Source organism: Brevundimonas lenta (assembly GCF_014196335.1).
GTDB classification, from domain to species: Bacteria; Pseudomonadota; Alphaproteobacteria; order Caulobacterales; family Caulobacteraceae; genus Brevundimonas; species Brevundimonas lenta.
Window position 1 is genome coordinate 234,006 of sequence record NZ_JACIDM010000003.1, and the last position, 13,036, is coordinate 247,041.

The window sequence follows — 13,036 nt, forward strand, 5'->3', positions numbered from 1 at the left end:
GCCACGATCCGCCCTCAGCCCTTCCCTCGCCCCTGGACCCTCGTCCCTAACCCCTGGCTTTCGCCTCCTTCCTGAAACGGTGGAGCAGCGGCTCGGTGTAGCCGTTGGGCTGGTCGACGCCTTCGAAGACGAGGGCGCGGGCGGCCTGGAAGGCGAGGCTGTTCGCCGGGGCGGGGGCCATGGGCCGGTAGAGGGGATCGCCGGCGTTCTGGGCGTCGACCTTCGCGGCCATTCGCAACAGGGCGGCCTCGACCTGGTCGGCGGTGCAGACGCCGTGGAGCAGCCAGTTGGCCATGTGCTGGGAGGAGATGCGCAGGGTGGCGCGGTCCTCCATCAGGCCGACGTCATGGATGTCGGGCACCTTGGAACAGCCGACGCCCTGGTCGATCCAGCGCACGACGTAGCCGAGCAGGCCCTGGGCGTTGTTGTCGAGCTCTTCGGCGACCTCTTCGGCCGACCAGTTGCGGCCGGCGGCAAGCGGAGCGGTCAGCAGGGCGTCGAGCCCCGGGACCGGCCGGGCGGCGATGGCGTCGCGCAGGGCGAAGACGTCGGTGCGGTGATAGTGCAGCGCGTGCAGGGTCGCGGCGGTGGGCGACGGCACCCAGGCGGTGTTGGCGCCGGTGAGCGGATGGGCGCCCTTCTGGGCCAGCATGTCGGCCATGCGATCGGGCGCCGCCCACATGCCCTTGCCGATCTGGGCCCGGCCGTTGAGACCGCATTTCAGACCGATGGCGACGTTGCGCGCCTCATAGGCGGCGATCCAGGCGGATGACTTCATGTCCGCCTTGCGGACCACGGGACCCGCCCGCATGGCGGTGTGTATCTCGTCGCCGGTGCGGTCGAGGAAGCCGGTGTTGATGAACACCAGCCGGTGGGCGACCCGGTCGATGCAGGCGGCGAGATTGGCCGAGGTGCGGCGCTCTTCGTCCATGACGCCGACCTTGAGGGTGAAGCGGTCCAGCCCGAGGATATCCTCGACGCGTTCGAACAGGTCGTTGGTGAAGGCGACCTCGTCCGGTCCGTGCATCTTGGGTTTGACGATGTAGATCGAGCCCTGGCCCGAGGCCGGGCGGCTGTTGCGGAAGCGACCGAGCCCCCGGAGGTCGTGGGCTCCGATGGCGGCGGTGACGAGGGCGTCGAGCACGCCCTCGAAGACCTCGGAGCCGTCGGCGAGACGTATCGCCGGGGTGGTCATCAGGTGACCGACGTTGCGGACGAACAGCAGCGACCGGCCCGACAGGGTCAGGGTCGAGCCGTCGGGCGCGGCGTAGTTGCGGTCCGGCGCGAGGGTGCGGGTCAGGCTGCGCCCGTCCTTGACGAAGGTCTCGCTGAGGTCGCCGCGCATGAGGCCCAGCCAGTTGCGGTAGGCCACGAGCTTGTCGGCGGCGTCGACGGCGGCGATCGAGTCCTCCAGATCGACGATGGTCGACAGGGCGGCCTCGAGGACGACGTCCGAAAGTCCCGCCGGATCAACGGCGCCGATGGCGCCGGCGCGGTCGATGACCAGTTCGAGGTGCAGGCCGTTGTTGCGCAGGAGAATGGCCGAGGGCGCGGACGCCTCGCCGCGCCAGCCGGCGAATTGGGACGGGTCGTTCAGGGCCGGCGACAGGCGGCCGTCGACGACGGCCCAGGCGGCGACGTCGGCGTGCGAGCCCGCGGCCAGGGGCGCGGTTTCGTCGAGGAAGGCCTTCGCGCGGGCGACGACGCGGGCGCCCCGTGCGGCGTCGTAGGGACCGGGGGGCGGCAGGTCGCCGAGGGCGTCGGTTCCGTAGAGCGCGTCGTAGAGACTGCCCCAGCGGGCGTTGGCGGCATTGAGGACGAAGCGGGCGTTGAGCGCCGGGACGACCAGCTGCGGCCCGGCCATGACCGCGACCTCGGGGTCGACGTTGTCGGTCCAGATGCGGACGCCGTCCGGTTCCGGAACCAGGTAGCCGATGCTGCGCAGGAAGGCGGCGGTGTCGACCGGGTCCTGCGGCCGGGCGTCCCGGAAGCGATACCAGGCGTCGATGCGGGCCTGGAGCTCGTCGCGGACATCCAGCAGACCGCGGCAGCGGACGGCGGCGTCCTCGAACAGGCGGGCGGTTTCAGCCCAGAAGCGATCGAGGTCCAGGCCGAGGCCGGGCAGCACCTCGGTCTCGATGAAGGCGGCCAGTTCCGTATCGACCTGAAGACCGGCGCGCGGCGTCATCGGCATGGGCGGCTCCGTGGGATGAGGCTGAAACATTCCGTGATGACGCCGGGTAAGTCGAGCGGGTTTTTTGCGCCGCAGCATTCCGGTTGGGCCGCGGTCGTCGGCCCTTCGGGACTTCCCGACCCGACGGGCCTGGCGCTTTGCGCGGATGACAGCCGAAGGCCGGAAGTGTGCGGCCTTCCCCCATTTCGGGGGAAGGTGGCCCGGAGGGCCGGATGGGGGCTGTCGAAGGAGTTTGCCAGGTCGGCGGTCTTTGCGTGGACAGAGCCCCCATCCGAGCTGCTCCGCAGCCCACCTTCCCCCGAAATGGGGGAAGGACGTGTTTGATCATCCTCCGGCGGGAGCCGCCGGAAGGGAGGGGAAGGCGCGGGGCGTCCGGGCCTCGCCCGGTGCTTTGATAGTTTTACCGTTTCGACGAGACAGGCCGCCCCGCGCAGTCGTTTTCCACGCGCTCGCCGCTTGGCTGCCCTGTTCGGGCCTAGCCGGCTCAGCCGCCAGGGCCATTGCTGGCCTCGACGGGGGTGGGACATCGGCTTCGCCAGCGGTCCCACCTTCAGCGCGCGGCGAGCAAGCGGACGTCATCCATCGACGTCCGACGAGGACCCCGGGGCTGTCCTCCACCCCGGCTTCATCGCTCGACCACAGCCCGCCGTCGTCGAGGCGTTGGATCCGACGCCTTCCCCATCGACGGGATGCCGGCATTATCGCCGCGGCGGATACCTCGCTGCGTAGAGGAAAATTAGGTGGGGGATGTCAGTGGGTTGGAGAAAAGAATCCGGGAATAGCCAGCAGATTCACCTCCCCATCGCCCCCGAGGCGATGGGGAGGACAGACCGCGTAAGCGGTCAGGAGGGGGCGACGCCGGCGGGTGTTGTTGGAGCTCTGATCACATGCGCCGGCGACGCCCCCTCCACCATTCCGGCTAAGTCGCCGGAATGGTCCCCCTCCCCATCTGCGATGGGGAGGTGAGTGGGAGCGTCGTCCTGCCCACCTTGGGATTGCGTACGGCGGAGGAAGGGTCCCTCATGCCCCCATGAAATGGCTTCGCCTGCACTGGCCGCTGGTGGCCCTGTTGTTGATTGCGGCGTCGAGCGTGGCGTGGCCGGTCGGGGGCGGGTGGCTGACGCGGATGGCGCTGGCGTGGGCGGTGGGCGTGGCGTTGTTCCTGGTCGAATGCGCCGTGAAGGTGGCGCGCGCCCGGTCGGTCGACGACATCCGGAAGCGGTCGGCGGCGCTGGACGAGGCCGGACCGGCGGTGCTGCCGCTGGCGCTGCTGGCGGCCCTGGCCAGCGTGGGCGTGGTGATCGGCGAGGCGGCGCAAGGGTCAGGCGAGCTGGCGATCCTGGCGATGGTCACCGTCGTGCTGTCGTGGCTGTTCGTGCACGTGATGTTCGCCTTTCACTACGCCCACGAGTTCTATTCGCGGGGAGCGAAGGGGAAGGACAAGGGCGGGCTGATGTTTCCGGGCGGCGAGGACCCGGACTACTGGGACTTCCTGCATTTCGCGCTGATCATCGGCGTGGCGGCGCAGACAGCCGACATCCAGATCACGGACAAGAGGCTGCGCCGGATCTCGACCCTGCACAGCCTGACCGCCTTCGTCTTCAACACGATCGTGCTGGCCCTGACCGTCAATATGGCCGTGAGCCTGCTGGCGCAGTGAGGCTCAGGCGCGGGCGAGGACCCATTCGCCGGTGCGCCGCCAGAGGTCGGCGGGGATGTCCCGTTCGAGGGAGTCGCGCAGGTCGGAGAGGCGGACCGAGCGGAGACTGTCGCGCCAGGCCTTGTCGGCCTGCCACATGACCCGGGCGATGGCGCACGGGCCGCGGTCGCAGTCGTCGATGTCCGCGCGGGTGGCGCACGGATTGTTGTCGCGAATGCCGGTGCAGACGAAGGTCGAGGCCGATCCCTCGACCGCCTCGACCACGTCCAGGAAGGTGATGTCCGACGTCGGCCGCGCCAGGCGATAGCCGCCTGACGGACCGAGCGTGCCGGTGATCAGGCCCGCGTTGGAGAGGGCCTGGAGGGCCTTGGACAGATACTCCTTGGGCACGCCATGAAGCTCGGCCAGGGCCCGGGTCGCCAGGTAGCCTTCCGGCGGGAGGCCGGCGAGGATCGAGCAGCAGTGAAGCGCCCATTCGACCTGGCTTTTGAGTTGCATCAGCTGAGGCCTGACTTCGTCAATCCGTAGGCCGCGTCCTTCGAGCCCGGCACGCTTCCAAAGCCGATACTGATGCGATTCCAGGCGTTGATGGCCATGATCTCGAAGGTCAGGTCGGCCAGGTCGACATCGGACAGATGCTCGCGCACGCGGTCGCGGAGTTCATCGGAGACGCCGTGGCCGGTCAGGGCGGTCAGGGCCTCGGTCCATTCCAGGGCGGCGCGTTCGCGGGCGTCGAACAGGGTGGATTCACGCCAGATGGCGATGTGGTGGAGGCGCAAGGGGCGCTCGCCGTGAATGGTCGCCTCCTTGATGTGCATGTCCACGCAGAAGGCGCAGCCGTTCATCTGGGAGGCGCGGATGTGGACGATGTCGCGCAGGCCGCGCTCGAGCGGGCCCTTGGACAGGCCGAGGCTGAAGCCGAGGAAGGCCTTGAAGGCGTCGGGGGCGAGGGTTTCGTAGGCGGGGAGGTCGGTCATGGGGGAGGCTCCTTTGCTCTAATACGGATATCCACTATCCTTATGGATGCCTAATGTCCATAATAAAGTTTGCGCTTCCGTACCAAGGGGCGCCATCGGCCCGATTCCTGACTTTCAGGGAGGCGGACCGCGGACCGATCCCGCCGGAGCCCTGACGGCTACGCCTTGACGGCGCCGCAATCGGGCGTCATTGGGTGTTGCATCGCAGCAATTGCGATTTCCGGCGTCTCCAGCGCGTGTGGGTCTTCCTCCCCGAAGATCTGTCTGTAGAAGCCGCCGGCCCATCAAGATTTCATTCGCTGCCCGGACACGCGGGGCGGCGCCCGATCCACCCCGACGGTCTCACCTCGAGACTTTATCGGGACTGGCGGCGCCAGCCTTTACGGCCTTGAGCCATGCTGTGCGTCGCCGCATGCGAAAGAAAAACGCTCCGTGAGCAACAAGACTTTTGACTCCTTCGGCCTGAACCCGGCCCTCCTGCAGGCGCTCGCGTCTGAAGGCTACACCACCCCGACCCCGATCCAGGCGCAGGCGATCCCTGACGTCATGGCGGGCAAGGATCTGCTGGGCATCGCCCAGACCGGCACCGGCAAGACCGCGGCCTTCGCGCTGCCGATCCTGCACCGTCTGGCCGCCAACCGCGTGGCTCCCCTGCCCCGCACCACGCGCTGCCTCGTGCTGTCGCCGACCCGCGAACTGGCGACCCAGATCGCCGAAAGCTTCAAGACCTACGGCAAGCACCTGGGCTTCCGCGTCGCCGTGATCTTCGGCGGCGTGAAGTACGGCGGGCAGGAACGCTCGCTGAACCAGGGCCTCGACATCCTGGTGGCCGCGCCCGGCCGTCTGCTGGATCACCTGCAGCAGAAGAACCTCGACCTGTCGTCGACCGAGATCTTCGTCCTCGACGAGGCCGACCAGATGCTGGACCTCGGCTTCATCAAGCCGATCCGCCAGATCGTGTCGCGCATCCCGGCCAAGCGCCAGAACCTGTTCTTCTCGGCCACCATGCCGTCGGAGATCGGCAAGCTGGCCGGCGAGCTGCTGAAGGACCCGGTCAAGGTTCAGGTGACGCCGCAGTCGACGACGGTGCAGCGCATCAACCAGTCGGTCATCCACGTCGAACAGGGCCGCAAGCGCGCCCTGCTGACCGAGATGTTCAGCGATCCCGAGTACACGCGCTGCCTGGTCTTCACCAAGACCAAGCACGGCGCCGACAAGGTCGCGGCCTATCTGGAAGCGGGCGGCGTCGAAGCCGGCGCCATCCACGGCAACAAGAGCCAGCCGCAGCGTGAACGCACCCTGGCCGCCTTCAAGGCCGGCAAGCTGCGCGTGTTGGTCGCCACCGACATCGCCGCGCGCGGCATCGATGTGGACGGCGTCTCGCACGTCGTGAATTTCGAACTGCCCTTCGTGCCGGAAGCCTATGTGCACCGCATCGGCCGTACGGCCCGCGCGGGCGCCGACGGCTCGGCCATCAGCTTCGTCGCCGGCGACGAGATGAAGCTGCTGAAGGACATCGAGAAGGTCACGCGCCAGAAGATCCCCTCGATCGACCGCCGCAACGACAAGCAGCTGGGCATGCTGGACGCCTCGATCATGGCGTCGGGCGTGAAGAACAAGGCCTCGATGCCGGACGACGGCCGCGGCGACCGCCAGCAGCAGCAGCGCGGTCCGCGCAACCCGCGCCGCGACGGCGTCAAGCTGGAGGGCGGCGGTCAGCCGCACCGCGTCCGCAAGGCGGGTCCGGGCCGCGAGGCTCGTCCGACCCCGGAACGCGCCTTCGATCCGCTGGCCCGCGAGCGGCCGCGCAACAACAGCCACAACGACCCGCGCCACTCCAGCGCGCCGGCCGTGGTGGCCAAGGAAGGCGAGATCAAGCGCCGTCCGCGTCGCCGTCGTCCGTCGAACGGCGGCCAGGGCTACGCCGCCAAGGGCTGAGCCCCGGCGACAGGCTGAATTGAAGACGGCGGGCCCCGCGAGGGACCCGCCGTTTTTCTTGCGCGCTGCGTGGGGGTCAGAAGGCCCAGCGCACGGCGGCAGAGGCCACCACGCCATAACCGCTGACATCGCCGCGCAGGTGGGTGGTCGTGGCGGCGGGGGTGCCGGAATAGAAGGTCCGGTCGCTGTGGATGTCGGCGTCCTGGAAGGCGACGTAGGTCAGGCCGGTGTCGATGGTCATCCGCTCGGACGCCTTGACCGAGGCGCCGGCCGAGAACAGCCAGCGGTCGGCGTCGGGGATGCGGGCGGTGCGCTCGTCATCGCGGGTCGGGGTCGGATCGTAGCCGATGCCGCCGCGCACGGTGAGGATGTCATCGACCTGATAATCGAAGCCGATCGCGCCGGTGGTGACGTCCTTGTAGTCCTGGACGATGGTGTCGCCGCCGCCGGGGTAGCTGACGCGGATGGCGTCGAACTCGGACCAGCCGATGCGGTTGACCTGGGCGTTGAGGGTCAGACGGTCGTTGACGGCGTAGCGAACCGAGGCCGTGGCGAACCACGGCGTGCTGAAGCTGGCCGTGCCGTCAGTGTCGACATTAGCCGGAGCGAGCGGGCCGAGCAGGCCGGTGATGGCGATGTCGCCGTCCAGCTCATGCTCGATCGACGAGCGGTAGCTGAGGCCGATGTCGAACTTGCCGGCATGAACCTGGGCGCCGGCGTTCCAGCCGAAGTCCCAGCCGTCGCCTTCCAGCGAGGAATGGCCGTCCGGCAGGGCGGGCGACAGGTTGGGCAGGGCCGAGGTGAGCTTGGCGTCGACGTGCTGGGCGTCGACGCCGACGCCGATGTCGAGCCAGTCGGTGACCTGCATGGCGCCGGTGAGGCCGGCGTCGACGGTGCGCAGCTCGGACGTCAGGGCGTCATAGCGGGCGAAGGAGGCGCGGCTGTATTTGGTCGTGAAATTGTAGGGCGCGGCGACGCTGAGGCCGACGGCGAAGCGGTCGCCGAGCGGGGTGGCGACGGCGAAGTTGGGGGCCAGGCCGCTCTCGATCGGATTGCTGGCGCTGTTCTGGCCGACGATCGGCAGGGTGGCGCCGCCGGGGTAGGTGATGCTGGAGCCGGCGTTCTGGACGTCGGAGCGCAGCAGCAGGCCGTGCAGGCCGAAGGACGCCTCGCGCCCGCTGCGGGCGATGGCGGCGGGGTTCCACCACAGGGAGGCGACGCCGCGGTCGGCGCCCTCGCCCGAGTAGGCGCGGCCGGCGGCGCGGGCCGACTGTTCCTGGAGATAGAAGGAGCCGGCCTGCGAAGGCGTGGCGACGGCGGCGGCGAGCAGCAGGGCCGCGGCGGCGCCGCAGCCGCCCGCGAGGGAGGTCCTGGAAATGATCATCAATCTGCTTTCGAACGCCATCGGGGGGAGTGCGTCGGTGGGGGGATCAGGCCGAAAGCGCGGCCTGGCGGGCCTGATGCGCGCCGCAGGACGGCCGCGCAATCGGGTCAAACCCCCCGTCGCGGCAATGTGATCAACGATAACCTGGTCGATGAACGCGGTGCGGCGGGCGTTTCAGCGCTTCACGCGGTGTCCCGTATTTCGCGTAACACTGGATTTCGATCCGCGCCGGACCCATGGTGGCAGCCTCACGACAGGGGAGGACGGCATGGCCCATGGCCTCGACCGACGGGCGCTGGTGGCGGGCGGAGCCGGCCTGATCACGCTGGGATCGCCGCTGATCGCGCGGGCGCAGTCGGTGCTGACGCCGCCGCAGATCGAGGGGCCGTTCTATCCGTACGCCCTGCCGCCCGAGTACGACACCGACCTGGTCAAGCTGGGCGCCGGCGACGCGCGCGCGATGGGCGAGGTCACCCACCTGCTCGGCACGGTCTGGTATCCGGACGGGACGCCGATGGCCGACGCCCTGGTGGAGATCTGGCAGTGCGACGTGAACGGTCGCTATCGCCATCCGGACGACCATGAGAGCCGCACGCCCGACCTGCAGTTCCAGGGCTATGGCCGGACCACGACGGGCCGGGACGGGACCTTCCACTTCAGGACCATCAAGCCGGTGTCCTACACGGTGACGGCGATGAGCCCTCCCCTCACCCGGGCGCCGCACGTCCATGTGGCGGTTTCGACGCACGGCGTGCGCCGCCTGACCTCGCAACTGTACGTGGCGGGAGAGCCGCTGAACGACGGCGACATGGCGCTGGCGATGGTGGCCGACCCGGTGCAGCGCGCCGGCCTGATCCGGCCTTACGAGGACGGCGCGGCGTTCGAACCGGGCGCCCTGACAGTGCGCTACGACCTGGTGGTGATGGTCTGATCAAGGGCAACGCCCGTCGGAGGGAATTCGGCGGGCGTTGTCGTGTTCAGGGAGGAGGGGGAGGGTCTGATTCCGACCCTTGGCGGACTCGCCGATAGACGGGACCGAGAGCCGCGCCTGGCTCAAAGCGGACATTTGCAACGACCGCTATAGGGCCAGCACTGGAACCTTATCTGGTGCTACTGGGCATCCAGCTACGGTGCCGCTTAGCCAGACTCCCAGCAGCGCACGTGCCTTTCCCCTCTTTGGAGGTGCTCGATCCCTGAATGCCGGAGGAGGCGGAGCGGGCACAGGAAGGCCTGTTAGCGGTCGCGAGAAAGTTAGGTGGACTCGCCGCACAGCGCGCGTGGAAGAAGTACGGTGCACGGGACGGCATCCTTTCGACAGAGATGCTGGTGATGCCTGCGGCGATTGATGAAAATAATCACCGCAAATGATGCGGTGATTATTGTTGCTATTTGCGGTGAAAGTCACCCATAATCACCGCAAATGATGCGGTGATTATGGCGTTGTACCTATATGAATTAGAAGGATGGCCGACGTTCCGATGGGATGCGGAACGCTTGGCCGAACCGCTTGCCGCAGTTGCTCGTAGGCAAGGCCGGTTCGCCGGTCGAATGGCGGCTTTGGGTTTCCAACTCCGGGCAGAGGCGGTTCTTGAAACCCTCACCGAGGACGTCCTCAAATCCAGCGAGATTGAAGGCGAAGTCCTCGATAAGGACCAGGTTCGCTCCTCCATCGCCCGTCGCTTGGGGATGGACATTGGCGGTCTCGTTCCGGCAGACCGGGACGTCGAAGGCGTCGTCGAGATGATGCTCGACGCCACTCAGCGCTACGACCAGCCGCTCACCGACGACCGGCTCTTTGGTTGGCACGCCGCCCTCTTCCCCACCGGTCGTAGCGGCATGCACAAGATCACCGTGGGCGCATGGCGGCCCGCAGAGGCCGGGCCGATGCAAGTCGTCTCCGGTCCGATGGGCCGCGAGAAGGTTCACTACGAAGCACCGGAAGCGCCGCGCCTCAACGAGGAGATGCAGACCTTCCTTGAATGGTTCGAAGGCGACCAAGGCCTCGACCTCGTCCTCAAGGCAGGCATCGCGCATCTGTGGTTCGTCACCATTCACCCGTTTGAGGATGGCAACGGCCGCATCGCGCGCGCCATCGCCGACATGAGCCTTGCTCGCTCGGAACAGAGCCCACAGCGCTTCTATTCGATGTCGTCGCAGATCCGCTTGGAGCGGAAGGTCTATTACGAACTCCTGGAACGGACCCAGAAGGGCGACCTCGACATCACCAAATGGCTCGCTTGGTTTCTCGCGTGTCTGGACCGCGCCTTCGACGGCGCGGAGGTCATCCTATCGACGGTATTGCGCAAGGCCCGCTTCTGGGAGACCTATGCAAGCGAGCCTTTTACCGATCGTCAGCGCAAAGTGCTGAACCGGTTGCTGGACGGGTTTGAGGGCAAGCTGACCAACTCGAAATGGGCGGCGTTGGCGAAGACCTCGCCCGACACCGCCCTGCGAGATATCACCGACCTTCTGAAACGCGGCATCCTCGTCAAGGATGAAGGAGGCGGACGCAGCACAAGTTACTCGTTGGCAGAGGTGCAGCCATGAGCAGCGTTAGCATGATCGACATGCTCCTTATCGACGACGTGTTCGATATGAGCGGCGGCTATGTTCTGAACTTCACAGACCGAACTTTTCGGGAGTTCTTCGCCCGGGAACTACGGATCAATATCGACGATCCGAAATTCGCGACGAACGGTGCCTCAAAAGGAAAACGTCTCCGCTACTTCCTGCAAACCGCGGACCAACCAACGGCGCTTCGCACCTTGCAAGCGCTGTGGGAGTATCGGGAAGCGCTCCGCATGCATGCCGGTTCTGTGGAGCGCGTAGAGAATGCGGAGCAGCGCATGAATGCGCTGATCGCACGGCTAGGAGGCGGCCCAACGGTTCGCCCGAAGCCGGAGCCGGAAGTCCCCGCCAAGACCGACGCCGGACGTATTAGGCAGCTAAGCGGGGAACTGACGGCTCTCGCAAAACTCGCCCCCCAACCGCGAGGCTATGCGTTTGAGAAGTTCCTGAAGTCGCTGTTCGACGCCTATGGGCTGCAAGGTCGAGATCCGTTCCGCATCCGGGGTGAGCAGATCGACGGGAGCTTCGAACTCAGTCACGAGACCTACCTCCTAGAGGCTAAATGGCAGAACGCATTTGTCGGCGCAGCCGACCTCTATGCGTTCAATGGCAAGGTCGAAGAGAAAGCCGCTTGGGCACGCGGCCTCTTCATCAGCTATTGTGGTTTCTCGGAAGATGGGCTGCACGCTTTCGGGCGCGGGAAACGACTGATTTGCATGGACGGCCTGGACCTGTCCGAAACGCTCATGGGCGGTCTGTCTTTGACGGATGTACTTAGGCGAAAAGTTCGCCGCGCCGCAGAGACAGGCCAACCTTTCGTGCGTGTCCGGGACCTATAGCATGGAGCACTTGGGCGACATCGGCGAAGATGGCGATACCGACAACCGGGTATGCCACGCCTGCATCGGGGATTCTCAGCTGAACAGCGAGATCAGACGGTACGGTCGTCCAGCGCCCTGCGCATACTGCGGTAACACGCGGCTACGCACCGTCTCCATTCCGCAATTGGCCCGGCGGATCGATCCGGTTTATCGAATGATGGTTGGCTTTGGCGAGCAGGAGCCGGATTTTGATCCGGACAGCGACAACGTCCATTGGATTATTCGTGGCGACACCCCGAGCCAATTGATCGGCGACATGATCGAGTGCGCCGACACCACGATCGCCGAAGATATCGTTGAACAGCTTGGCTCCGATCACTCCTATTCGATCGGCATGGGGGAGGATCAGGATTGGTATGACGAAAGCTCGGATGTGTTCGTCGTGGAGACGCCCGACGACCCCGAATTTCGGATGGCGTGGGAGTCTTTCTGCCATTCAGTGAAACACGAGCGACGCTTTTTCGGCGATGGGGCTATCGCTCTTCTGGACAAGATTCTCGGGCCGATCCTGGAAGGGCGGCAGAGGCTCTTCCGTGGCGTTGTTCGATCCATCGGCCCAGAGGACGAAGAACGTTTCATATACCGGGGTCGCCTCGCCAACGATGAAGCCGCCCGCAAACGCATCTATGCAGCGCCTATCGCCGAACTGTCCGCCCCCCCCGCTGCCTACGCAACGGCAGGGCGGATGAATTCCGCCGGCATCAGCGTCTTCTACGGCAGCGCGGATGTGGAGACAGCCGTAGCCGAGCTTCGCGTGCCGGTCGGCGGCATCGCCGTGGTCGGTCGATTTGAAATCACCCGCCCCCTTCGCCTGCTTGATCTGACCAAGCTGGAGGTCATCAATAACGACCTCAGCTTCTTCCACCCCGACTATTTCACGATGCACAGCTATGCGTCGTTCCTTCGTGGCTTCCATCAGGAAATCCGAAAGCCAATCATTCCCGGCCGTGAAACACTCGAATATCTGCCAACCCAGGTGGTTGCCGAGTATCTCTGGACCAGAGGAGAACGCTCAGTCGATGGCCTGATCTTCGGCTCGTCCCAAGTCAGCGGCGATCGCACCAACATAGTGTTGTTTCCTCAGGCTAGCGGCGTCGAGAATGCCGATGCTGAGGTTCGCAGAGAGGTCGCGGGCATCTACCATTTCGGCGGCAGTGACGACGAACCCCCGGATGTCGCGGAGACCGTCTATCTCCATCCCGCACCCGCTCCTCAAGCACCGGCCAAGGAAGACCTGACCGGCTTAGGCGATGCATGGTTCGAGCCGGTTGAAGCCATACCGCAGCCAGTGGCGCAACACAGCCTCCGCCTTGACATCTCCAGTCTGACGAAGGCGGCGGTCCAAGCTATTCGGTATTCTGTCACCGAAGTTCCGGTTGAGCTTCAGGATGAGCGTGAGATGCCCTTCTAGGCTATCCGCGAGGCCGTTCGCGG

At 66.3% G+C, this 13,036-nt stretch carries 11 protein-coding genes; 7 read left to right on the plus strand and 4 right to left on the minus strand.

Annotation, left to right across the window (positions count from 1 at the left end; all coding sequences use genetic code 11):
- Positions 1-46 precede the first annotated feature (46 nt).
- A complete protein-coding gene (locus GGR12_RS14415; RefSeq protein ID WP_425486224.1) occupies positions 47-2,194 on the minus strand; it encodes a malate synthase G in 2,148 nt (715 codons plus the stop codon).
- Positions 2,195-3,224: 1,030 nt separating this feature from the next.
- On the opposite strand from GGR12_RS14415, the gene GGR12_RS14420 reads away from it, so the two are divergent.
- Positions 3,225-3,854 (plus strand): DUF1345 domain-containing protein, encoded by a 630-nt coding sequence (locus GGR12_RS14420; RefSeq protein WP_183205150.1) that lies wholly within the window; start codon positions 3,225-3,227, stop codon positions 3,852-3,854.
- A gap of 3 nt (positions 3,855-3,857) precedes the next feature.
- On the opposite strand, the gene GGR12_RS14425 is transcribed toward GGR12_RS14420, so the two are convergent.
- Together GGR12_RS14425 and GGR12_RS14430 are read right to left on the minus strand one after the other, a co-directional pair.
- Positions 3,858-4,352, minus strand: coding sequence for an RrF2 family transcriptional regulator (locus GGR12_RS14425; protein WP_183205151.1), 495 nt, complete (start codon positions 4,350-4,352; stop codon positions 3,858-3,860).
- Complete coding sequence (locus GGR12_RS14430; protein ID WP_183205152.1) at positions 4,352-4,831, minus strand: carboxymuconolactone decarboxylase family protein; 480 nt, start codon at positions 4,829-4,831, stop codon at positions 4,352-4,354. The genes GGR12_RS14425 and GGR12_RS14430 overlap by 1 nt, the downstream gene beginning before the upstream one ends.
- A 432-nt stretch (positions 4,832-5,263) precedes the next feature.
- Between GGR12_RS14430 and GGR12_RS14435 the strand changes: the two genes are divergently transcribed.
- Positions 5,264-6,769: a DEAD/DEAH box helicase gene (locus GGR12_RS14435; protein ID WP_183205153.1), complete on the plus strand. Its 1,506-nt coding sequence runs from the start codon at positions 5,264-5,266 to the stop codon at positions 6,767-6,769.
- 76 nt (positions 6,770-6,845) lie between these two features.
- On the opposite strand, the gene GGR12_RS14440 is transcribed toward GGR12_RS14435, so the two are convergent.
- On the minus strand, positions 6,846-8,153 hold the full coding sequence (locus GGR12_RS14440; RefSeq protein ID WP_183205154.1) for an OmpP1/FadL family transporter: 1,308 nt from the start codon (positions 8,151-8,153) through the stop codon (positions 6,846-6,848).
- Positions 8,154-8,421: 268 nt separating this feature from the next.
- Between GGR12_RS14440 and GGR12_RS14445 the strand changes: the two genes are divergently transcribed.
- The 5 genes from GGR12_RS14445 to GGR12_RS14465 all read left to right on the plus strand — a co-directional run bounded on the left by GGR12_RS14445 (position 8,422) and on the right by GGR12_RS14465 (position 13,013).
- Complete coding sequence (locus GGR12_RS14445) at positions 8,422-9,084, plus strand: dioxygenase family protein (protein WP_183205155.1); 663 nt, start codon at positions 8,422-8,424, stop codon at positions 9,082-9,084.
- A gap of 266 nt (positions 9,085-9,350) precedes the next feature.
- Positions 9,351-9,521: a hypothetical protein gene (locus GGR12_RS14450; RefSeq protein ID WP_183205156.1), complete on the plus strand. Its 171-nt coding sequence runs from the start codon at positions 9,351-9,353 to the stop codon at positions 9,519-9,521.
- 66 nt (positions 9,522-9,587) lie between these two features.
- Positions 9,588-10,700 carry a Fic family protein gene (locus GGR12_RS14455; protein ID WP_183205157.1) on the plus strand — a complete coding sequence of 371 codons (1,113 nt, stop codon included), beginning with the start codon at positions 9,588-9,590 and terminating at the stop codon, positions 10,698-10,700.
- Positions 10,701-10,711: 11 nt separating this feature from the next.
- Positions 10,712-11,560, plus strand: a complete 849-nt coding sequence (locus GGR12_RS14460) for a restriction endonuclease (RefSeq protein ID WP_246328942.1) — start codon at positions 10,712-10,714, stop codon at positions 11,558-11,560.
- Positions 11,561-11,570: 10 nt separating this feature from the next.
- Complete coding sequence (locus GGR12_RS14465; protein WP_183205159.1) at positions 11,571-13,013, plus strand: RES family NAD+ phosphorylase; 1,443 nt, start codon at positions 11,571-11,573, stop codon at positions 13,011-13,013.
- Positions 13,014-13,036 lie beyond the last annotated feature (23 nt).